This window comes from Haliea atlantica, assembly GCF_054779855.1.
Genome location: NZ_BAAGXL010000003.1, coordinates 206,358 through 226,510, shown reverse-complemented (window position 1 = coordinate 226,510; position 20,153 = coordinate 206,358). Strand labels below are relative to the sequence as shown.

The 20,153-nt window shown below is 65.7% G+C and carries 20 protein-coding genes; 9 read left to right on the top strand and 11 right to left on the bottom strand.

Going from position 1 to position 20,153, the window contains the following annotated elements; all coding sequences use genetic code 11:
• Positions 1-33: 33 nt before the first annotated feature.
• Both ACYVGS_RS01095 and ACYVGS_RS01090 read left to right on the top strand, forming a co-directional pair.
• Entirely contained in the window at positions 34-444 is a 411-nt protein-coding gene (locus ACYVGS_RS01095; RefSeq protein WP_460586779.1) for a diacylglycerol kinase, read from the top strand.
• Between the two features lie 83 nt (positions 445-527).
• Positions 528-3,425 (top strand): M16 family metallopeptidase, encoded by a 2,898-nt coding sequence (locus tag ACYVGS_RS01090; RefSeq protein ID WP_460586778.1) that lies wholly within the window; start codon positions 528-530, stop codon positions 3,423-3,425.
• On the opposite strand, the gene ACYVGS_RS01085 is transcribed toward ACYVGS_RS01090, so the two are convergent.
• The 10 genes from ACYVGS_RS01085 to ACYVGS_RS01040 form a co-directional block, all read right to left on the bottom strand.
• Positions 3,412-3,834: a hypothetical protein gene (locus ACYVGS_RS01085; protein ID WP_460586777.1), complete on the bottom strand. Its 423-nt coding sequence runs from the start codon at positions 3,832-3,834 to the stop codon at positions 3,412-3,414. The two genes, ACYVGS_RS01090 and ACYVGS_RS01085, sit on opposite strands and share 14 nt — an antisense overlap.
• 115 nt (positions 3,835-3,949) lie before the next feature.
• The gene (locus ACYVGS_RS01080; RefSeq protein WP_460586776.1) at positions 3,950-5,638 is read right to left on the bottom strand and encodes a monovalent cation/H+ antiporter subunit D; all 1,689 of its coding nucleotides are present in this window, start codon (positions 5,636-5,638) and stop codon (positions 3,950-3,952) included.
• A complete protein-coding gene (locus ACYVGS_RS01075) occupies positions 5,631-5,879 on the bottom strand; it encodes a hypothetical protein (RefSeq protein WP_460586775.1) in 249 nt (82 codons plus the stop codon). The genes ACYVGS_RS01080 and ACYVGS_RS01075 overlap by 8 nt, the downstream gene beginning before the upstream one ends.
• The gene (locus tag ACYVGS_RS01070; protein ID WP_460586774.1) at positions 5,876-7,354 is read right to left on the bottom strand and encodes a monovalent cation/H+ antiporter subunit D family protein; all 1,479 of its coding nucleotides are present in this window, start codon (positions 7,352-7,354) and stop codon (positions 5,876-5,878) included. Before ACYVGS_RS01070 ends, ACYVGS_RS01075 begins: the two co-directional genes overlap by 4 nt.
• Positions 7,354-8,847 (bottom strand): monovalent cation/H+ antiporter subunit D family protein, encoded by a 1,494-nt coding sequence (locus tag ACYVGS_RS01065; RefSeq protein WP_460586773.1) that lies wholly within the window; start codon positions 8,845-8,847, stop codon positions 7,354-7,356. The genes ACYVGS_RS01070 and ACYVGS_RS01065 overlap by 1 nt, the downstream gene beginning before the upstream one ends.
• Positions 8,844-9,203: a sodium:proton antiporter gene (locus ACYVGS_RS01060; protein WP_460586772.1), complete on the bottom strand. Its 360-nt coding sequence runs from the start codon at positions 9,201-9,203 to the stop codon at positions 8,844-8,846. The genes ACYVGS_RS01065 and ACYVGS_RS01060 overlap by 4 nt, the downstream gene beginning before the upstream one ends.
• Positions 9,204-9,209: 6 nt before the next feature.
• Positions 9,210-10,190: a DUF4040 domain-containing protein gene (locus ACYVGS_RS01055; RefSeq protein WP_460586771.1), complete on the bottom strand. Its 981-nt coding sequence runs from the start codon at positions 10,188-10,190 to the stop codon at positions 9,210-9,212.
• Positions 10,187-10,531 (bottom strand): cation:proton antiporter, encoded by a 345-nt coding sequence (gene mnhG / locus ACYVGS_RS01050; protein ID WP_460586770.1) that lies wholly within the window; start codon positions 10,529-10,531, stop codon positions 10,187-10,189. Before mnhG ends, ACYVGS_RS01055 begins: the two co-directional genes overlap by 4 nt.
• A complete protein-coding gene (locus ACYVGS_RS01045) occupies positions 10,528-10,947 on the bottom strand; it encodes a monovalent cation/H+ antiporter complex subunit F (protein ID WP_460586769.1) in 420 nt (139 codons plus the stop codon). Before ACYVGS_RS01045 ends, mnhG begins: the two co-directional genes overlap by 4 nt.
• On the bottom strand, positions 10,947-11,426 hold the full coding sequence (locus ACYVGS_RS01040) for a Na+/H+ antiporter subunit E (protein WP_460586768.1): 480 nt from the start codon (positions 11,424-11,426) through the stop codon (positions 10,947-10,949). Before ACYVGS_RS01040 ends, ACYVGS_RS01045 begins: the two co-directional genes overlap by 1 nt.
• A gap of 158 nt (positions 11,427-11,584) precedes the next feature.
• Between ACYVGS_RS01040 and ACYVGS_RS01035 the strand changes: the two genes are divergently transcribed.
• Positions 11,585-12,913: an MFS transporter gene (locus ACYVGS_RS01035; RefSeq protein WP_460586767.1), complete on the top strand. Its 1,329-nt coding sequence runs from the start codon at positions 11,585-11,587 to the stop codon at positions 12,911-12,913.
• A gap of 10 nt (positions 12,914-12,923) precedes the next feature.
• Here the strand turns inward: ACYVGS_RS01035 and ACYVGS_RS01030 are convergent, their stop codons facing one another.
• Positions 12,924-13,835, bottom strand: coding sequence for a VOC family protein (locus ACYVGS_RS01030; protein WP_460586766.1), 912 nt, complete (start codon positions 13,833-13,835; stop codon positions 12,924-12,926).
• Between the two features lie 238 nt (positions 13,836-14,073).
• Here ACYVGS_RS01030 and ACYVGS_RS01025 point away from each other — a divergent pair, with 238 nt between their 5' ends.
• The 6 genes from ACYVGS_RS01025 to ACYVGS_RS01000 all read left to right on the top strand — a co-directional run bounded on the left by ACYVGS_RS01025 (position 14,074) and on the right by ACYVGS_RS01000 (position 20,146).
• Positions 14,074-14,520: a Zn-ribbon domain-containing OB-fold protein gene (locus tag ACYVGS_RS01025; protein WP_460587576.1), complete on the top strand. Its 447-nt coding sequence runs from the start codon at positions 14,074-14,076 to the stop codon at positions 14,518-14,520.
• Positions 14,517-15,023 carry a Zn-ribbon domain-containing OB-fold protein gene (locus ACYVGS_RS01020; protein ID WP_460586765.1) on the top strand — a complete coding sequence of 169 codons (507 nt, stop codon included), beginning with the start codon at positions 14,517-14,519 and terminating at the stop codon, positions 15,021-15,023. The genes ACYVGS_RS01025 and ACYVGS_RS01020 overlap by 4 nt, the downstream gene beginning before the upstream one ends.
• A gap of 3 nt (positions 15,024-15,026) precedes the next feature.
• Positions 15,027-16,085 carry a lipid-transfer protein gene (locus tag ACYVGS_RS01015; RefSeq protein ID WP_460586764.1) on the top strand — a complete coding sequence of 353 codons (1,059 nt, stop codon included), beginning with the start codon at positions 15,027-15,029 and terminating at the stop codon, positions 16,083-16,085.
• Positions 16,085-17,245: a thiolase domain-containing protein gene (locus ACYVGS_RS01010; RefSeq protein ID WP_460586763.1), complete on the top strand. Its 1,161-nt coding sequence runs from the start codon at positions 16,085-16,087 to the stop codon at positions 17,243-17,245. Before ACYVGS_RS01015 ends, ACYVGS_RS01010 begins: the two co-directional genes overlap by 1 nt.
• Positions 17,246-17,274: 29 nt before the next feature.
• Positions 17,275-18,903, top strand: coding sequence for an acyl-CoA synthetase (locus ACYVGS_RS01005; RefSeq protein WP_460586762.1), 1,629 nt, complete (start codon positions 17,275-17,277; stop codon positions 18,901-18,903).
• Positions 18,904-19,327: 424 nt separating this feature from the next.
• Positions 19,328-20,146 carry a Clp protease/crotonase-like domain-containing protein gene (locus ACYVGS_RS01000; protein WP_460586761.1) on the top strand — a complete coding sequence of 273 codons (819 nt, stop codon included), beginning with the start codon at positions 19,328-19,330 and terminating at the stop codon, positions 20,144-20,146.
• Positions 20,147-20,153 lie beyond the last annotated feature (7 nt).

Genomic DNA, 20,153 nt, shown 5'->3' with positions numbered 1-20,153 from the left:
ACCCCGAGGGCAGCGCTCCTCGGGGTTTTTTTTATGCCCACGGTGATTGCCATGAAGACCTCGGAGCAACCCGGACAGCTTCCCCCAAGGCGTCGCGGCTGGCGCAGGCTCCCCTGGGCGCTGCGTTACTCCTGGCGTGGCCTGCGTGTTGCCTGGGGCGAGCCGGCTTTCTTTCTCGAGGCACTGCTGGCCCTGTGCATGCTGCCTGCGGCTTTCTGGCTGGGGCGGGACTGGGTGCAGGTCGCCGTCCTGCTCGGCAGTGTCGTCCTGGTGCTGGTGGCAGAACTGCTGAATACCGCAGTTGAGGCCGTGGTCGACCGCATCGGCGATGAATGGCATGTGCTCTCGGGGCAGGCCAAGGACCTGGGCAGCGCGGCGGTGCTGCTGACGCTGCTGTTCTGTGGCGGCGTCTGGGGCGCGGCCCTGTGGGTGCGGCTGGGCTGAGACGGCATCCAATAGCGCCACTGGCTCGACTTCCCCCGGCGCCCGGTGTAGCTTGATCCGGTGTTTTGACTTCGGGTTGCCCCATGTTGCTGACGTGTCTCCGGCTCTCTGGCCGGCATTTCATCGGTCTCCTGATCGCGGCTCTGCTGCTTGCCTGCCAGCCGGTGCAGACCTCGGATCAGCCAGTGCACCCGCTAACCAGCCCGAATGACGAACGCAGCTACCGCAGCCTGCAGCTGGAGAACGGCCTGTCGGTGGTGCTGGTCTCGGACCCCACGGTGGAGAAGTCCGCCGCTGCCCTGAGTGTCGGCGTCGGCCTGCTGCAGGACCCGATGGCCTACCAGGGCATGGCGCACTTCCTCGAGCACATGCTGTTCCTGGGGACCGAGCGTTACCCGGACCCCGACGGCTATATGGCGTTCATGAGTCGCAATGGTGGTACCAACAACGCCTACACCTGGCTGGATATCACCAACTACATGTTCCGCATCGACAATGCGGCCTACGCCGAGGCGCTGGCCCGCTTCAGTGATTTTTTCCAGGCGCCGCTGCTGTCGCCGGAGTATATCGAGAAGGAAAAGAACGCGGTCAACGCCGAGTGGTCCATGCGGCGGGAGATGGACGAGTTCGCGATGTTCCGGATCGGCCGCTCCCTGCTCGGCGAGCACCCCGCCAACCGCTTCCTGATCGGCAACCTCGACTCGCTTGCCGATAAAACCCCCGGCGGCCTCCACCGGGCGACGGTGGCCTTCTACCAGCGTTATTACGCCGCCGGACTGATGAAGCTGGCGATGATCAGTCCGCTGCCACTGGACGACATGGCCGCCCTGGCGCGGACACACTTTTCCGGCATTCCCGAGCGCGCGGTGGAAGCGCCCGCGGTGGAGGTAGCGCTGGACTTCGAGCAGGTGGGCGGGCAGCGAATCCACTACGTACCCCAGCAGGATCGGCGCGAGCTTCAGTTCGATTTTATTATCGATAACAACCAGGAGCGCTTTCGCCACAAGCCGAATGAATACCTCGCCTACATCATCGGTTCCGAGATGCCCGGCACGCCGGCTGCGCTGCTCAAGGAGCGCGGCTGGGTGAGTGGGCTGTCCGTGTACGCGGACCCGGCCCAGTTTGGCAACTACGGCAGTTTTACCCTTTCCCTGGAGGTGACGCCGGAGGGTATGGCGCACCGCGACGAGATGGTCGAGCTGGTGCTCGGGTATCTCGACATGCTGCGTGCAGACGGGCTCTCCGGGCGCTATGCCGGGGAGTTCCGCACCTCCCTGGCCAACCGCTTCCGCTTTCTCGAGAAAACCGATGATTTCAGCTATGCCAGCGAACTGGCGGCGGCGATGCAGGACTATCCGCTGCGACACATCATCGATGCGCCCTATCGTTTCGAGAGCTTTGATCGCGCGGCTACCGAGGCGGTGCTGGCGCAACTGGTGCCCGAGCGACTGCAGCTCTGGTATGTCTCCCCCGGGGAACCTGCCACGCTGCAGGTGCCGCACTATGCCGGGCGCTACTCGGTAGCGCCGCTCGCGCTGCCGGATAGGGAGCAGCGCCTGGCGAGTGCACGTGCGGCAGGGCTGCACTGGCCGGCGCGCAATACCCTGCTGCCGGAAAGCTTTGCCCTGCGCGAGACCGACCCGGAGCCGCGCCGGCTGGTGGCGAAGGAGGGCCTGGACCTGTGGCTCCAGGGGAGCCGGTATTTCCCCGATCAGCCCCGCGGCGAGCTGCACCTGTACCTGAATACCGATGCCCGTCTGGAAAGTCCCGCTGGCAGCGTGATGCTGTCCCTGTGGGCCGACCTGTACCGACAGCAGCAGGCCGCGCTGCTGACCGAGGCGCAGATTGCCGGCATCCAGGTTGCCCTGGAGGTCGACAACGGGCTAATGCTCTCGCTCGAGGGCTTCACGGACAAGCAGCCGGAGTTGCTGGCGCGATTGCTGGAAGGCTTGCGCGTATCGGTTGACGAGGCGAGCCTGGCACAGGCACTGGACCGCTACACCCGCGGCATTCGCAATGCCCGTCACGCCTTTCCCGTTCGCCAGCTGTTTCCGGCCCTGACCACCCTGGTGGAGTCCGGCAACTACGCGGACGAGGCACTGCTTCAGGCGGCCGGGGAGGTTCGTGTGGCGGGTTTTCGCGACTTCCTGGCCCGGCAGCTGGGGCGCAATCATCTGCGCCTCTACCTGTTTGGCAACTACAACGAGGCGGATGCCCGGGGCCTTCTGGCGACGCTGGAGAGCGTCCTCCCCGGGCGGGAGGCGCTGGCCTACCAGCGCAGTGATATCCTGGCTCCAGTGCGCGGGCAGGCCCTGCAGAGGCACCTGGAGTTGCCGGTAGAGGACCTCGGCATGCTGTCCCTCTATGCGGCTCCCGAGCCCGGCGTGGACGGCCTCGCCCGTGCCAGGGTGCTCGAAGTCCACCTCGCCAACCGCGTCTTCACCGAGTTGCGCACCCAGGAGCAGCTCGGCTATGCGGCGGGCGCCGTGGGTCGGGAAATGGGCGATCACGCTTTCCTGGCGCTGTATATCCAGACCCCGGTCAAAGCGCCGGTGGACATGCTGCAGCGGCTCGGGCGCTTTGCCGAGAGCTACGCCGGGACCCTGGATGCGCTCGACGAGGAGGCCTTCCAGCAGTTGCGTGCCGGGGTGCTGACGGCCTTGACCCAGCCGCCGAAAACCCAGTCCGAAGAGGTCGCGCCGTTCCTGCGTGACTGGCAGCGCGAGCGCTATGCCTTCGATAGCCGCCAGCGTTTGATCGAGGCGGTCCGCGAGCTGACTCTGGCTGACCTGCAGCAGTTCTACGCGCAGACTGTGTTGTCGAGGGAAGCCAGCCGGATACTGCTGCAGCTTCGGGGCGAACGTTTCCGCGAGGCGCCCCTGGCGGAGTTGCCCGATGGCAGGCCGGTCCACTCGCCGGCCGACTTCCACCGGAAGATGCCCCGCCAGGCGGCGGGGCCCGATAGCGCTAGCGGAAGCTGATTTCCCGCGTCAGCGTGGTACTCATGATGCGGCGCAGTTCCTCCCGGGCGATGTTGCGCTTGGCGCCTTCCTCCCGCGAGCCGACCATATTGCTCATCATGTTGTCCCAGTAGCTGTCGGGCAAGTCCAGCATGGCGGCCGCTGATTGCCACTCCACCATGAGCCAGAGGTCGGGCTCGCCGTCCCGGCCGTGCACATTGTTCAGCAGCTTGTAGCTGACCACCTTGCCGTCCTTGATCAGCTGGTCCATCTGTTTGCGCCAGAGGCTGTTGAGGTTGCTGATGTAGTCGTCGAAATGCCCGGGATGTACGTCGACCGAGGTGACTTCCCAGTAGCTGCCCTGCTCGAAGGGGGCTTCGGCAAAGGCGATCAGGGGGCTTAGCAGCAGAATGGCGATGATTTTTTTCATTATGGGCATCCTCCGGGGATGGCTGAGGGCTACGCGCCGCGACAGGCGACGGTCCTTCAAGACTAGACTCCAGTCTCCACAATGCAAATGTATCGCTCGAGCGGCGGGCCGTCGCTCAGAACAGGTAGTAGAGCACGACGTAGATCATCAGCAGCAGCACGATCCACAGTGCCGTGGTGCCGATTTCCCAGGAGCGCCCCAGGGGACCGGTGTGCCCCATGGTGTAGTCCGAGGAGCGATCGACGCGCTGCCACAGTGACTGGGCACCCTTGCGCAGGGACTGCAGTCCAGGCCCGAAGACCTGGGCAGTCCACAGGGCCAGACGCGGCAGGCCGCGGCGCCAGAGCCAGTCGACATCCAGTGACACCGTCAGCGTACGCTGCATCCAGGGCAGCATGAGGAAGAAGGCGAGCCCGGAGAACAGCAGCAGCTGCAGGTAGAACAGGACCTTGCCGGCCTTGTAGGGCACGTAGTCGACCGGATAGGGCAGCAGGGGGTAGAGCAGCTCGGGGTACACTCCCAGCAGGATACAGAGGAAGGCGAAGAACAGCATGGCCAGCTTCATGTTCCAGGGCGCGTCCTTGGGCCGCAGGCCGGAATCCTTCTGGAAGAATACAAACCAGGGGAACTTGATGCCCGCGTGCAGGAAGACCCCCGCGGAGGCCGCTGCGAGGAGGAAGTACACCGCCACCAGGCCCTGGTCCACGGCGGCCTGGGAAATCAGGGTCTTGGTGGTGAAGCCCGAGGTGAGGGGAAAGGAGGAGATCGCCAGGGCACCGACCACGCCGCACCACATGGTGACCGGCATGGTGCGGAAGAGACCGCCGACATCGGTACAGAGGTTCTTGCCGGTGCGCATGACCACCACACCGGCACTCATGAACAGCAAGGCCTTGTAGATGATGTGGGCAAAGGCGTGGGCCGCGGCACCGTTCAGGGCCATCTGGGTGCCGATGCCCACGGCGCAGACCATGAAGCCGACCTGGTTGACGATGGAGTAGGCCAGTATGCGGCGGACATCGTTTTCCAGCAGGGCGTAGAGGATGCCGTAGAAGACCATGTACAGCCCCACGGCGATCAGGATCGGCTCGCCGGGGAACAGCAGGATCAGTGCGAGTACCGCCGTCTTGGTGGTGAAGGCGGAGAGGAACACGGAGCCGGTGGGGCTGGCGTTGGGGTAGGCGTCCGACAGCCAGACCGACAGCGGCGGTGCGGCCGCATTGATCAGGATGCCGATCAGCAGCATCCAGGTGTTGAAGTCGGTGGCCAGGAAGGGACGCACGTCCAGGGAACCGGTGCTGACCAGGATGCCCTCGATGCCTACCTTGAGCACGACCCCGCCCAGCAGGTGCATGATGGCGTAGCGAATCCCGGCGGCGCGCGACGCTTCGGTGCCGCCACACCAGACCACCAGGGTCGAGAACAGGGCCATCAGCTCCCAGAAGATGAACAGCGTCAGCAGGTCACCCGCGAAGGAAACCCCGATCGCGCCGGCCGCGTAGAACTGCGCGGCCACCAGCTCGGTTCGCCGGGCGTGATTCAGGGCGAAAACCGCCCCGGTGGCGGCCATGATGGCAAAAATGGTGGCGAACAGTCGCCGCACCGGGCTGGCTTCCACCAGTTCCAGGGGGTAGCCGAGGAAGCTGCCGCGCAGCTGCACGCCGTCTGGCAGCTGCCAGATCATATACAGGCAGACCAGGGGGGCGAGTATGGTGATCGCGGCGCGCCATTGCCGCGACGAGGCAACCGCGGTGAGCAGCGCGCCGGCAATCAGCGCCAGGGCAGGGGGCAGAAAATCAGGCATCGTAGTAGGTATCCGGTCGTTTGAGCAGCACACCGACCAGCTTGGCCACCACGACCATGGCCACACAGCTGAAAAAGCCGAACAGGGCGCCGAAGCCGAACCAGCCATCGACGCCAAAATAGCCCTTGATGTGAATCACTGCCTGCAGCAGGACCGTGATGGCCAGTACGCTGCAGCCGATAATCCACAGCCAGCGAATGGTGCCCGGCCGGGTCAGCCAGTGGTCGTCTCGGGTGCTCATGGGCGACTCTCCAGGGGCAGACTCTGCACCAGCTGCTGTTCGAGGTCGATCAGCGGCTGGTTGAAGAAGAAGAACACGATGGTGAGCGTGGCAGTCACCGACAGGGCCAGCAGTATCGGCCAGGGCGCCTCACCGTGATTCATGTCGACATCCGGCGAGGGCGGAGCCAGCCAGGCGAAATAGACCACCGGCAGGAAGTACATGGCATTCAGGGCGGTACTGGCAATGATGGTGAAGATCGCCAGGTAGTTTTCCGCCTGGAAGGACCCGGCGAGGATGAACCACTTGGACACAAAGCCCACGGTCGGCGGCACCCCGATCATGCTCAGGGCCCCGATGGTAAAGGCCGCGGTGGTGATCGGCATGCGCCGGCCAATGGCCGCCAGCTGGCTCAGCTCGGTCTTGTGGGCAGCCGTGTAGATGGCGCCGGCGGCGAAAAACAGGGTGATCTTGCCGAAGGCGTGACCGGCGATATGCAGGGCGGCTCCCACCTCCGACAACGGCTTCAGCACCACGGTGGCAAGTACCACATAGGACAGCTGGGCGATGGTGGAGTAGGCCAGCATGCGTTTCAGGTTGGTCTGGTAGAGCGCGACCACACTGGCGGCGATGATGGTGAAGGCCGCGGCATACTGCAGCCACTGGGCGCTGGGCTGGGCGAACAGGAAGTCCACCCCAAAGATGTAGATGATGATCTTGGTCACGGCGAACACACCGGCCTTGACCACGGCCACAGCGTGGAGCAGGGCGCTGACCGGGGTAGGTGCCACCATGGCAGCCGGCAGCCAGCGGTGCACGGGCATCACCGCGGCCTTGCCGATACCGAACACAAACAGGCCCAGCAACAAGCCGATGGCGGGCCCGTCGAGGTTGCCATCGATGATGCCGCCGAGGGTAAAGCGGGTGGTTCCCGCCGTGACGTAGGTCCAAATGATCGCCGGCAGCAGCAAGCCGATCGAGGTGGTCAGCAGCAGCCCCAGGTAGACCCGGGCCGAGGCCAGGGTTTTCTGGTCACCCTTGTGCGCGACCAGGGGGTAGGTGGACAGCGTCAGGCATTCGTAGAACAGGAACAGCGTGAACAGGTTGTCTGCCAGCGCCACGCCCATGGCCGCGGCGATGGCCAGGGCGAAGCAGACGTAGAAGCGGGTCTGGTGTTTTTCCCGGTTGCCGCGCATGTAGCCGATGGAGTAGATGGTATTGATGATCCACAGGAAGGATGCCAGGCAGGCGAACATCATCCCCAGGGGCTCCAGGGACAGGGCAATGGGCAGTCCCGGCAGCGGTTCGGTCAACAGGATGTAGGGGCGGGCGCCATCCATGACGCCGCCGGCCTGGCTGAACACCAGCACCGCGAGCGTGACGGCAGTCAGCAGGCTGATGCCCTCGCGCAGATTGGGCCAGCGGCCGCAGAAAGCGATCGCCAGCGCACCCAGCAGGGGCAGAACGAGAATCCAGGGCAGCATCTCGGCGGACATCAGTAGAGCCCTCCCTGCAGCAGGGCACTGGTGCCACTGCGCGCCAGCGCCAGGGGCAGTTGCGGGAACAGTCCGAAGAAGATGTTGCTCAGGGCCGCCACCCAGATCAGGCAGCGCAGGGGCAGGCTCACCTCCATTGGGCTGCTTTCACCCGCCGGCGGTGTGCCGTAGTAGGCGCCCTCGACAAAGTGCCACAGGTAGGCGACGGCCATCAGGGAGCTGACGACAATCGCGGCCACCAGCAGGAAGCCAACCTGGCCGAATTCCAGTGCGGCGACGATCAGGTACCACTTGCTGATGAAGCCCGCCGTCCCCGGAACGCCGATCAGGCTGAGGCCGGCGATCACGAAGGCGCCCATGGTCCAGGGCATGCGCCGCCCGATTCCCTGCAGACGTTTGAGTGAGGTGTCGCCGGAGACCAGGGCAAAGGCCGCGACGCAGAGAAACAGGCTGCCCTTGGCCAGGGCGTGGTTGAACATGTGCAGCATCGCCGCCAGCAGGCCGGAAGCGGAGGTCAGGCCCGCCGCCAGGGCGATATAGCCCACCTGTGCCACCGAGGAGAATGCCAGCAGCTTTTTCAGGTTGGTCTGGTACACGGCGACCAACGAGGCAATCAGGATCCCCGAGAGTGCCAGGGGAATCACAAAGGCGCTGAACAGCTCGGAGTGCCCCAGCAGGTTGCCGTGGAAAACCGCGAAGTTGAAGCGCAGCAGCACATACAGCGCCACTTTGGTCGAGCAGGCGGCAATAAACACGGTGACGGCGTTCGGGGCATAGGTATAGGCCCGCGGCAGCCACACGTGCAGGGGAAAGATCGCGGCCTTCAGGGCCAGGCCGATGGTGATGAAGCCGGCGGCAATCACCACGGGGCGGGTTTCGATCACGCCTTCCAGGCGCACGGCCATGTCGTCGAAATTCAGGGTGCCGGTCATCATGTAGATGAAACCCACGCCGATCAGGTAGAAGGTGGCGCCAATGGTGCCGATGATCAGGTACTTGAACACCGCGGAGAGTGCGCGCCGGTCGCGACCGCCGGCAATCAGGATATAGGTGGCGAGGGAGGAGATCTCCATGAACACGAAAACGTTGAAGGCATCCCCGGCCACGGCGATGCCGCTCAGTCCGGCAACCGCGATCAGCCAGGCGCCGTAGAACATGGGGGCCCGGCGATTGTCGATATCGCGGCGCAGGGAGAGGCGCCCCCCGGCAAGGGCGAGACAGGAGGCACCGCTGATCAACAGGACCAGCAGGGCGCTGAAGGCGTCCACACTCAGGGAGATACCGAAGGGCGGTGCCCAGCCACCGACGTGATAGTGCTGCGGGCCGTGGGCCAGTACGGTCGCCGTGAGCTGGCTCCCCAGACCCAGGGCGCACAGGCTGGTCAGCAGGGTCGCCAGCCAGGCGAGGAAGCCGTTGCGCAGGAGAATGACCAGGGGCGCCGCCAGCAGCGGCACGATGACCTGGAGTACCGGTAAGTGGTCGGAGAGCGTCACGCGTTGCGATCCATGGCCAGAATTTCATCGTCCTCGATGGTGCCGTACTCCTCGTAGAGGCGCACCACGATGGCGAGCCCCAGCGCCATGGTGGAAATGCCCACGACAATGGCGGTCAGGATGAGTACCTGGGGCAGGGGGTTGGAGAAAATCTGCTCCCCCGCGCCGGCACGAAAAATGGGTGCGGTACCGCCCTCGATCTTGCTCATGGTGATGAAGAACAGGAACACCGCGGACTGGAAGATGGCCAGGGCCAGCATCTTCTTCACCAGGTTCTGCTTGCTGATCAGGGTGTAGAGGCCAATCATCAACAAGACGGCGAACACCCAGTAATTGAACAGGCCCAAGAGCTTCATGCGATTTCAATCCCTGGCGGCAAATGCGTGGAAGATGGACAGCAGGACCCCGGTCACGGTCATGCCAACGCCCAGTTCAATGACCAGTATGCCGAGATGCTGGCCGGCGATGCTGTCGCTGGCCAGCACGGAGTAGTTGAGGAATTCCCCGCCCAACAGCATGCCGGCGACGCCCACGGAGCCGTAGAGGAAGGCACCGCCGGCGCTGAGCCAGAGCAGCACCCGCGGTGGAATCACCGCCAGGGCGCGCCGCTCACCGCGGATCAGCGCGTAGAGAATCAGGCCGGCCACCAGCAGGGCCCCCGCCTGGAAGCCGCCACCGGGCGAGTATTCCCCGTGGAACTGGATGAAAAAGCCGAACAACAGGATGAAGGGGATCAGGATGCGCGCCACCACCTTCAGAATCAGGTGCTCCTGCAGCCCGTCTTCGCCCTGGCTGTCGAGGCCGCGGAAGGGCTTACCGCGACCGCCGCCCAGCAGGAACATCACCCCGATGCCTGCCGTCAGCACCACGAAGACCTCGCCCAGGGTGTCGTAGCCCCGGAAGCTCGCCAGTACAGCGGATACGATATTGGGGATATCCACCAGCTCCGGGGTTTTCTCGATGTACCAGGGCGCCACATGCTGTTGCGGTGGTGCCTGGGGGTCGCCCAGGGTGGGCTGACCGAAGGAGGCATAGATCATCAGCAGTGTGGAAACCACGACCACGGCCACCGCCAGCCCGCGGGCGCGGCGGTGCCTGGCTTCGGTAGCCGGCGCCATGCGCAGGGCGGCGAGCTGCAGCACGGTGGCCACCCCGGCGCCCACGGCCGCCTCGGTGAGGGCGACATCCGCCGCGTCGAGCAGGAAGAAATTCAGGGCCATGAGCAGGCTGTAGATGCCGCTGAGCATGACCGCGGAAAACAGATCGCTGGCACGCACGATGGCCAGCGCGGTGACCACCAGCAGGCTGAGCAGGAAGATGCCAATCAACAGGGAGGTGATCACGACCTTTCCCCCTTTTCAAGCTGTTCGCCGGGGGTCCCCGCGTAGCCTGCCGGACGCAGCCCACTCAGCAGGGCGGCATTGGCCAGGGCGTAGCTGGCGGTGGGGGAGGTGATCATCAGGAAGAGCAATACCGCGGCCAGCTTGAGTGTCACCAGTGACAGGCCCGACTGCAGCATCAGCCCGCCGAGGACCAGCACCGGCCCCAGGGAGTCGGTCAGGCTGGCACCGTGGATGCGGGTGTAGAAATCCGGCATGCGCAGGGCACCGATGCCCCCGGCCAGGACGAAGAGGGCGCCGCTGACCATCAGCAGCCCGGAGAAGATGTCCAGGATTCCGTTCATGACTTGTCTGCGTCCTTGCTCACGGAGGACCCGCCCTCGGCTACCGCGGGCAGGTGGTCCTGCTGCACGGCGGGTGGGTGGCTGGGACCGGCAGGCACCGGATCACCGGCGGCTGAGGCTGCGGCATCCAGTCGCGCACGGCGGCGCTGTTGATGCTGCTGCTGGTGCTGCTGGTTGTCCTTGACGAACCAGAGTACCGCGAGCACACCGATAAAGTTGATCAGCGCATAGGCCAGGGCCAGGTCGAGGAAGTCGGTGCGGCCGACGGCGAAGGCCATGACCGCCAACAGCAGCACGGTCTTGGTGCCGAACATGTTCACCGCGAGCACCCGGTCGTAGACACTCGGCCCGAGGATGGCGCGGGCGAGGGCCAGGGCCATGGTGGCAAGGATGGCGACAGCGGTAACCAGCAACATCAGTCTGGGTCCACCTGGGCAATACGGCGGTTCATGCTGCCCTCCAGCAGTTCGTCGGCGGTTTCCCGGGTCAGACAGTGCACAGTAACCTTCCGTTGATCGATGTCGATGGTGAGTGTCCCGGGGGTGATGGTGATGGAATTGCCCAGCAGGGCCAGTGCGAAGGGGCTGCCGGCCTCCGCCTCGAATTCCACCACACGCGGTTGCAGGGCGGAGCGGGGGCCAAGCACCAGTTTCAGCACCTGCAGGTTGGACAGCACCATCTGCCAGACCAGCCAGACCCAGTAGCGGGGCATGCGATGCAGCAGGTGAACGCCCAGCAGGTCATTGCGCGCGAGCCCCATACGCAGCGTCAGCCACAGGACCAGCACGCAGGACACCAGGCCCAGTTGCCAGACGGGCGTTTTCATCAGGGCACCCCAGAGCACCCAGACCAGATACAGCATGGCGATGGCTGCCACCAGGCGAACCGCTTGCATTACTCGTATACTCTCGCCGAAAAGTCCCGATCATACCCCAAGCCTTTCGCCTCACGCCACCGCTTGCCAAGCACCCTGATGCTGTGGTTCAGCCAGTCGGCCCGCGCGTTTCCAGCGTGCTAGACTCCGGCCCTCGACAATCATCGAAGAGGTGCCGCGTGCGGGAAAGAGAGCTGCCGGATCACATCTATACGCTGCTGGTCGAAGACGAGGATTCGCGTGTCTGCCGGGATATTCCGGAGGCAGCCTGCCACGAGCAGCCGCGGGCCTTCACCCTGCAGCTGCTTGCCCAGAGTCTGACCAAGCTTGGCGACGCCCTCGCCAGCAGTCGCCTAGTGCTGGCCTGGATGTTGTCATCCCTGGGTGCGCCCGCCTTTTTTACCTCTTTGCTGGTGCCCGTGCGGGAGTCCCTGGCGCTGTTGCCGCAGCTGTTTGTGGCCAGCGCCGTGCGCCGTCACGCCCGGCGCAAGTTCTTCTGGGTCGGGGGCTCGGTGGTCCAGGGCCTGGCACTGGCGGCGATGGTGCCGGCGGTGCTGTTGCTGCAAGGCACGCTGCTGGGTGTGGTGATCGTGTCGCTACTGGCGGTCTTCAGCCTGGCGCGCGGCGTGTGCTCCGTGGCGGCCAAGGATGTCCTGGGCAAGACCATCTCCAAGACCCGCCGCGGGCGGGTGACCGGCTTGTCGGCGTCGATCGCCGGTGGCGTGACCCTGCTGGTCGCCCTCTGGCTCGCCTGGGGGCCTGCGGCGGGAAGCGGCAATGGCGAGGCGCCGGCGCTGCTGTTCGCCGGCATCCTCGGCGCCGCGGCGCTGCTGTGGTGGCTGGCGGCCGGCACCTACGCCGGAGTGCCCGAGGTGCCGGGAGCCACCGAGGGAGGCGGCAACGCCATTGTCGAGGCCCTGCACAGTCTGTCGCTGCTGGTCACCGATCGCCATTTTCGCGATTTCGTGATTGCCCGCGCTCTGCTGGTGAGTACCGCCTTTGCCATCCCCTATCTGGTGGTGATGATTCAACAGTCGGCAAGCGGTGCGGTGGTCAGTTTTGCCGCCCTGATGCTGGCGGAGGGGCTGGCGGGCCTGCTGTCGGGGCCACTCTGGGGGCGCTGGTCCGACAGCCGCGCACACGGGGTGATGGCCGCGGCGGCGGGCCTGTCCCTGTTGGCCATGCTGGCGACCCTGGCGCTGTACAGCGCGGGCGGGGAATGGCTGGGCCTCGCGCCGGTGGCGGCGGGGCTGCTGTTTCTTGCCTCGGTATCCCACCACGGGGTTCGCGTGGGTCGCAAGACCTACCTGGTGGACATGGCCGGAAGCGGCAAGCGGGCCAGTTACACCGCTGTCAGCAATACCGTCATCGGGGTGTTTCTGTTCGCCGGTGCCGGCCTCGGGGTGCTCGACGCCGTCTACGGCACTGCGGCCGTGTTGCTGCTGCTCTCGGCGGTGGCGGTGTTGGCGATCTGGCGGGCGCTGGCGCTGCCCGCCGTCTCGGGCTAGGGCGGCGGGATTACTCCGCGCCGGGGAACTGGTACTCGTGGCCCCAGTAGTCGCCCTCGGTGCTGACCGTGGGCGTGAAGGTGCTCCAGTCGACCAGCAGGCCGTCGTAGCCGTACTCCACGGCGATGCCGCCGGGAGCCAGGACGTAGAAGGAACACATGTTGTCGTTCACATGCCGGCCCAGGCTGGCCAGGATCGGGTGGCCCGCCCGCTTGGCGCGGTCCAGAGCGCGGCCCACTTCGTCCAGAGTCTGGACCTCCACCATCATGTGCACGATGTCGCCCGGGTGCGGGTTGTTGTAAAGCGCAAGGCTGTGCTGGCGGGGGTTGTCGGCGTGCATGAAATAGACCCTCGCCTCCGGGGCGCCCTCGGGCATCGGCGGGTAGAGGTCGTCGCTGACGCCGAAACCCAGCAGCTCGGTATAGAAGGTGATGGCTGATTCCATGTCCGGGGTGGGAAGGACCGCGTGGCCAAAGCCGAGATCCGTGCCGTAGTCGTCGCGGGTCACGAAGCCGCTGACCCCGGTTGGCGATATCAGGGGCTGGTAATCCAGGCGCCGGCCGTAGTAGAGCTCCAGGGTGTTGCCACTGGGGTCCTGCAGGGTGACGAACTCGGTCACGCAGCGGCGGGCGGCTTCCGCCGGGTCCCCGGCTTCCAGGGCGACATCCGCATTGCGCAGTTTTTCGCACAGGGCCAGCCAGTCGCTGCGGGTGCGGCACTCCAGGCCCGCGGCCAGCAGGCGGTCGGTATCGGTGGGCTCGAGCATGAAGCGGAAGGGGTGCTCGTCCATGCGCAGGAAGCGCGCGCCCTGGGCATCGTCCCGCGCGGCGGTCATCAGGCCGAGTACCTCGGTACCGAAGGTCATCCAGGCCTCGGCATCGGTCGTGCCGATACGCAGATAGCCGATTGCTGCAATGCTCATGAGGGTCTCCTTGTCTGTTGCCTCTGTCGTCTATGGTACGGGGCTTTGACAGTCGCGGACAGCGTCACGGTGCTTGCCTGTCTCGGCTGGTACAAGTAACAGAACCTTAGCCCGGCCCCGTGCGCTGATCGGAAATGTCAGCCCGGTCGGCAGCGAGCCGTCATTGAGGGGGTGGCGGGGCTGGTCGATACTGCTCCGATAATTCCAACAAACCGCGGAGATCGCGCTGGTGACGACGATGGATACACTGGAAAAACCCTTCGAACTCGGTTTCACCTATACCCGTTCCACCGGGCCGGTGATCGGGCGCTTTCTGGGGGCCTTGGCCGAACACCGCATTCTCGGCGTACGGGGCAGCGACGGCCGCGTTCTGGTGCCGCCACCGGAGTTTGACCCGGTGACCGCGGCGCCGCTGGACGAGTGGGTCGAACTGGGCACCGAGGGGGTGGTCCTGAGTTGGTGCTGGGTGGCACAGCCGCGCGCCTCCCACCCCCTGCAGGAGGCCTTTGCCTGGATCATGGTGCAGTTGGATGGGGCCGATGTGCCGATGATTCACTGTCTGCGGGCACCGGCTATGTCGGCGCTGCGCAGCGGCGCGCGGGTGCGCGCCTGCTGGGTCGCCGAGCCGGTTGGGCGGATTACCGATCTGTGCTGCTTTGAACTGGTCGAGGGGGGCAAGGCATGAGCGAGGATGTCACGGTGATGCAGGCGCCGGTCTACCTGCAGTATCACTTTACCGCCGGGCGCGCGCCGACGCGTTTCCTGCGCCGCTTGAAGGAGGGTGTCCTCAGCGGCCAGCGCTGCCCGCGCTGCAGCCAGGTCTATATTCCCCCGCGGGGCTCCTGCCCCGCCTGCGGGGTGGCCACGGAAGAGGAGGTCATTCTCTCCGACAAGGGCACCGTGCAGTCCTTTACCATCGTGCATATTCCGATTCCGGGAAATCCGATCGATCCACCCTATGTGGTGGCGAACATTGTTCCCGACGGCGCCAATATCTCCTTCATTCATCTGCTCAGCGAGTGCGACAACCGCGAGGTCCGCATCGGCCAGCGGGTGGAAGCCGTCTGGCGTCCCCGGGAAGAGTGGACCTGGGCGATGGAAAACATTCTCTATTTCCGCCCCCTGGACGAGCCGGATGTGGCGGTGGAACGCATCGGCACCTTGCCGGTCACCGGGCTGGAGGGCTGACGTATGCGGGATATTGCCATTGTTGCCTACAGCCAGTCGCCCTGCGTGGCGGATGCGGGTGCCGCCAACGAAGTCGAACTGATCATGCCGCAGCTGCAGGCGGTCTACGCCCAGGTGGGAATCGACAACGCCCAGGCGGTGGATTTTGTCTGCTCCGGCAGCTGTGACTACCTGCAGGGTGCGGCCTTTGCCTTTGTCGCCGGGGTGGATGCCCTGGGTGCGGTGCCGCCGATCAAGGAATCCCATGTCGAGATGGATGCGGCCTGGGCGCTCTACGAGTCAGTGCTGAAGATCCGCATGGGGCATGCCGATTCCGCGCTGATCTACGGCTTCGGAAAGTCCTCACCCGGGGAGCTCCCCACCGTGCTGTCCCAGCGCCTGGATCCCTATTACCTGGCGCCATTGTGGCTGGATACGGTCTCCCTGGCGGCCCTGCAGGCGCGCCTGCTGCTCGAGCAGGGCCGGGTCAGCGAGCGCCAGATGGCAGAGGTGGTGCAGCGCTCCCGTCGCAACGCCAGGGACAATCCCCTGGCCCAGCTGGCCGGCGACCCGAGCCTCGATGACTTGCTGGCGGAAGAACCTTTCGTGGCGCCCCTGCGCCGCAGCGACTGCGCGCCGGTTTCCGATGGCGCCGCGGCCATGATCATCGCCACCGTCGAGCAGGCCAGGGCCTGGGGCGTGCCCTACGCCCGCCTCACTGGCATCGATCATCGCATGGAAAACCACAACCCCTGCCTGCGCGATCTGACCCGCTCGGTGTCGACGCGCCAGGCAGCAGAGGCCCTGGGTGTGTCGGACGCTCCGGTGGATGTGGCCGAAATCTATGCGCCTTTCAGTCACCAGGAAATCCTGCTCTGTGAGGCCCTCGGGCTCGGCCAGGAGACGCCGGTCAACCCCAGCGGCGGGGTGCTGGCGGGGAACCTGATGATGGCGTCGGGGCTGGCCCGCGTGGGCGAGGTGTTCCGTCGCGTGGTCGCGGGCGAGGCACGGCGCGGGGTGGCCCACGCCACCAGCGGGCCCTGTCTGCAACACAATCTGGTGGCAATCGTGGAGGGCGCGTGATGGCAGAGCGGGCAGCAGTGGTCGGGATCGGCCAGACACGCTACAAGAGCAAGCGGCAGGACGTCTCCATGGCGGGCCTCCTGCGCGAGGCGGTGGATCGCGCCCTGGCGGATGCCGGCGTGAGCTTCGACGACATCGACGCGGTCATCATGGGCAAGGCGCCGGACATGTTCGAGGGTGTGGTAATGCCCGAGAGTTATCTCGCGGATGCCCTGGGGGCCGTCGGCAAGCCGATGCTCCGGGTGCACACCGCCGGGTCCGTGGGCGGGTCGACGGCCATTGTCGCTGCGTCCCATGTGCAGAGCGGCAGCTTCCGGCGTGTGCTGGCGGTGACCTGGGAAAAGCAGTCGGAATCCAACGCCATGTGGGCCCTGTCCACCCCCCAGCCCTTCGCCGTGCACCTGAATGCGGGGGCCGGGGGCTATTTCGCGCCGATTATTCGCGAGTACATGCGCCGCTCCGGCGCCGACCCGAATACCGGCATCCGGGTGGCGGTCAAGGATCGCCGCCACGGGGCTCGCAACCCCCTGGCGCATTTGCAGTTGCCCGACATCACCGAGCAGGAAGTCGCGGACTCGCCGATGCTCTGGGATCCCATTCGTTTCCTCGAAGCCTGCCCCTCCTCGGACGGTGCCTGTGCGATGGTGATAGCTGCCGAGGATGCACTCAGCGGCGACAAGCCGCCGGCGTGGATTCAGGGGGTTGCCATGCGTTCGGAGCCGACCATGTACGCCGGTCGCGAGGAGGTCAATCCGCGCGCCGGGCGCGATTGCGCGGCGGATGTCTATGTCCAGGCGGGGATTCGCGATCCGCGGCGCGAGCTCGACTGCGCCGAGATCTATGTCCCCTTCAGCTGGTACGAACCGATGTGGCTGGAGAATCTCGGCTTCGCCGAGGAGGGTGAAGGCTGGAAGCTGACACTCTCGGGTGCGACCTCCCTGGACGACGGGGGCGACATTCCCTGGAACTGCTCCGGCGGCGTGCTCTCGTCCAACCCCATCGGCGCCTCCGGCATGATCCGCTTCGCCGAGGCGGCGCGCCAGGTACGCGGCGATGCCGGTGACCACCAGGTGCCCGGTGCCCGCAAGGCCCTCGGTCATGCCTACGGCGGCGGCGCCCAGTTTTTTGCCATGTGGGTGGTCGGGGCAGACAGGCCCTGAGCCCGCATCATTGTGACAGGAGTAGATGAATGACACGGCATTTCAATATCGCGGATCTGTTCGAGCTGGTGGTCGACCGGGTGCCGGAACGCACGGCCCTGGTCTGCGGTGATCAGCGGGACAACTACGCCGAGCTGGATGCCCGGGCCAATCGCCTGGCGCACTACCTGGCCAGTCGCGGTGTAGGGGCGGGGGATCACGTCGGGTTGTACCTCTACAACTGCAACGAGTATCTCGAGGGCATGCTCGCCTGCTTCAAGATTCGCGCGGTGCCGATCAATATCAACTACCGCTACGTCGAGGAGGAGCTGGTCTACATCTTCGACAACGCCGATCTGGTGGCGGCGATACATCACAAGGAATTCTCGCCGCACATCCACGCGGTGCGCGACCAGCTGACGGGCCTGCACACCCTGGTGCATGTGGATGACGACAGCGGCGCCGACCCCGCCATCATCGACAGTCTCGAGTATGAGGCAGCGCTGGCCGGCCAGAGCGCCGAGCGGGATTTCGGCGAGCGTTCCGACGACGACCTCTTCATTTTGTATACCGGTGGCACCACTGGCATGCCCAAGGGCGTCATGTGGCCCCACAAGAATGTGTTCTACGCGGCCCTCGGCGGTGGCGGCTTCTTTCACCCGGACGGCCCCATCGAGCGACCGGAGCAGATTGCCGAGCGGGTGGGTGATTTCGTGATGGTTGGCATGGCCCTGGCGCCCCTGATGCACGGCGCCTGCTGGTGGTTCGCCTGCATCCAGTTGCTGGCGGGGCACACCGTGGTGCTCAATCCCAACCACCACCTGGACGGGGAGCAGGTCTGGGACATCGTCGAGCGCGAGAAGGTGAACTCCCTGACCATTGTCGGTGACGCCATGGCGATTCCCCTGCTGGACGCGCTTGAGGCCAACCCCGGTCGCTGGGACCTGGGCGCGGTATTCAACGTCGGCTCCGGTGGTGCGGTGTTCTCCCCGGCCAAGCAGGATGCCTTCAAGAAACACTTTCCCAACGTATTCATCACCAACAGCTTCGGTTCCTCCGAGGGCGGCGCCATGGGCATGGACGGCGGCGGCAAGCGCGGCCAGGGTCTGGGCAACGTCCAGCGCAGCCCCTTCATGTCGGTGCTGGTGGAGGAGGCCGATGGCAGTTACCGTGAGGCGCGCCCGGGTGAGAAGGGCATCTTTGCCCGCAGCGGCCACATTCCCGTCGGCTATTACAACGACCCGGAAAAGACCGCCAAAACCTTCGTCCAGGCCGAGGGCAAGACCTGGTCGGTGCTGGGCGATGAAGCGGTGCTGGAGGAGGACGACAGCATCACCGTCTACGGGCGCGGCTCCAATTGCATCAACAGTGGCGGCGAGAAAATCTACCCGGAGGAGGTCGAGCAGGCCCTCAAGCACCACCCCGCGGTCTTTGACTGCCTGGTGGTGGGTACACCCGACGAGCGCTTTGGCAGCAAGGTCACGGCGGTGGTCACGGCCCGGGACGGCCAGCCCATCGACCTGGACAGCCTGAAGCAAGTGGCGCGGGAGCATATCGCCGGCTACAAGCTGCCCCGGGAGCTGCACCTGGTCCCCGAGATTCCCCGGGCGCCCAGTGGCAAGCCGCTGTATCCGAAGGCGCTGGAGCTGGTCAGCAGTGGGCAGTACCGGCAGGCGTGACCACCACTGCAGGCTGCCCAACCCTGAGGGGGCACTGCGCACCAGGGCGCCAACCCGGGACACGCGGTGAATACGTCCCTGTAGCTCTTCGGCCGCGTCCATGCGGCCGAAGGTCCCGGGTTGGCGCCCTGGCACGCAGCGCCTCAAGTATGGGCACGCTGGCATCCGCTCCGATATCGGCTACGGAGTGGGAGGCAGCGGTCTGCAGGGCCGTTCCGGGACTCTGGGCGACATGGATGTCGCCCAGAAGCCTACAGGGACGTATCCACGGCGTGTCCCGGAACGGCCCTGCAGACCGCGGCCGTACCCCGACGCCCCTCCGTCGCCAAGCAATGCTGCGGTAAGGGCGTCCGAACGTACTCACAGCGTGTCCCAGTTCGGTAGCCGGGAGCGCAGTCACCTCAGGCCTAGAACAGGAGATGTCATGCAGGAACTGGATATCAGCACCGAGACCTGCCTGGTCCACCAGGACGACGGCGTGCTTATTGTTACCCTCAACCGCCCCGAGGCGAAGAATGCCTTCAATCCCGCCATGTTGCTGGGCATGTACCGCGCCTGGCGGCGGCTGGACGAGGACCCGGCGCTGCGCTGTGCCATCCTGACCGCCAACGGGGACACCTTTTGCGCCGGCATGGACCTCAAGGCCGGTCCCGATGGGGACCAGGGCGCGAGTGACGCGTTCATGGCCCTGATGGCAGAGGTGCCGAATCTGCACTGGCAGGCGCTGCTGCGGGACAACCGGCCCAGCAAGCCACTGCTGCTGGCGGTCGAGGGCTACGCGCTTGCCGGCGGCACGGAAATCCTGCAGGGTACGGATATTCGCGTGGCGGCGGATAACGCGGTGTTCGGCGTGACCGAAGTGGCCCGGGGGCTCTACCCCATGGCCGGCTCGACGGTTCGGCTGCGACGGCAGATTCCCTATTGCCTGGCGGCGGAACTGCTGCTGTGTGGGGAGCACATCAGTGCCCAGCAGGCCCTGGAGTGGGGGCTGATCAACCGGGTGGTGCCCGCGGGGGAAGCCCTGGCCGAGGCCCGACGCTTCGCGGCGCGCATCTGTGCCAATGCGCCGCTGGCAGTGCAGGCAGTCACGCGCTCCCTGCGGGAGCACCAGGAGTGCATGGCGGAGGAGGCGGCGATGGAGGCTTCGGATGCCCTGGCGGGGCCGGTTTTCGCCTCCGCGGATGCCCGCGAGGGCATGCGTGCCTTCAAGGAAAAGCGGCCCGCTCGCTTTACCGGCGAGTGAGCGCCAG

Excerpts from the sequence above, each read along its gene's own strand:
- ACYVGS_RS01095 (WP_460586779.1), top strand. The coding sequence starts at position 34 with ATGCCCACGGTGATTGCCATGAAGACCTCGGAGCAACCCGGACAGCTT.
- ACYVGS_RS01090 (WP_460586778.1), top strand. The coding sequence starts at position 528 with ATGTTGCTGACGTGTCTCCGGCTCTCTGGCCGGCATTTCATCGGTCTC.
- ACYVGS_RS01085 (WP_460586777.1), bottom strand. The coding sequence starts at position 3,834 with ATGAAAAAAATCATCGCCATTCTGCTGCTAAGCCCCCTGATCGCCTTT.
- ACYVGS_RS01080 (WP_460586776.1), bottom strand. The coding sequence starts at position 5,638 with ATGCCTGATTTTCTGCCCCCTGCCCTGGCGCTGATTGCCGGCGCGCTG.
- ACYVGS_RS01075 (WP_460586775.1), bottom strand. The coding sequence starts at position 5,879 with ATGAGCACCCGAGACGACCACTGGCTGACCCGGCCGGGCACCATTCGC.
- ACYVGS_RS01070 (WP_460586774.1), bottom strand. The coding sequence starts at position 7,354 with ATGTCCGCCGAGATGCTGCCCTGGATTCTCGTTCTGCCCCTGCTGGGT.
- ACYVGS_RS01060 (WP_460586772.1), bottom strand. The coding sequence starts at position 9,203 with ATGAAGCTCTTGGGCCTGTTCAATTACTGGGTGTTCGCCGTCTTGTTG.
- mnhG (WP_460586770.1), bottom strand. The coding sequence starts at position 10,531 with ATGAACGGAATCCTGGACATCTTCTCCGGGCTGCTGATGGTCAGCGGC.
- ACYVGS_RS01045 (WP_460586769.1), bottom strand. The coding sequence starts at position 10,947 with ATGTTGCTGGTTACCGCTGTCGCCATCCTTGCCACCATGGCCCTGGCC.
- ACYVGS_RS01040 (WP_460586768.1), bottom strand. The coding sequence starts at position 11,426 with ATGCAAGCGGTTCGCCTGGTGGCAGCCATCGCCATGCTGTATCTGGTC.
- ACYVGS_RS01030 (WP_460586766.1), bottom strand. The coding sequence starts at position 13,835 with ATGAGCATTGCAGCAATCGGCTATCTGCGTATCGGCACGACCGATGCC.
- ACYVGS_RS01025 (WP_460587576.1), top strand. The coding sequence starts at position 14,074 with ATGGATACACTGGAAAAACCCTTCGAACTCGGTTTCACCTATACCCGT.
- ACYVGS_RS01020 (WP_460586765.1), top strand. The coding sequence starts at position 14,517 with ATGAGCGAGGATGTCACGGTGATGCAGGCGCCGGTCTACCTGCAGTAT.
- ACYVGS_RS01015 (WP_460586764.1), top strand. The coding sequence starts at position 15,027 with ATGCGGGATATTGCCATTGTTGCCTACAGCCAGTCGCCCTGCGTGGCG.
- ACYVGS_RS01010 (WP_460586763.1), top strand. The coding sequence starts at position 16,085 with ATGGCAGAGCGGGCAGCAGTGGTCGGGATCGGCCAGACACGCTACAAG.
- ACYVGS_RS01005 (WP_460586762.1), top strand. The coding sequence starts at position 17,275 with ATGACACGGCATTTCAATATCGCGGATCTGTTCGAGCTGGTGGTCGAC.
- ACYVGS_RS01000 (WP_460586761.1), top strand. The coding sequence starts at position 19,328 with ATGCAGGAACTGGATATCAGCACCGAGACCTGCCTGGTCCACCAGGAC.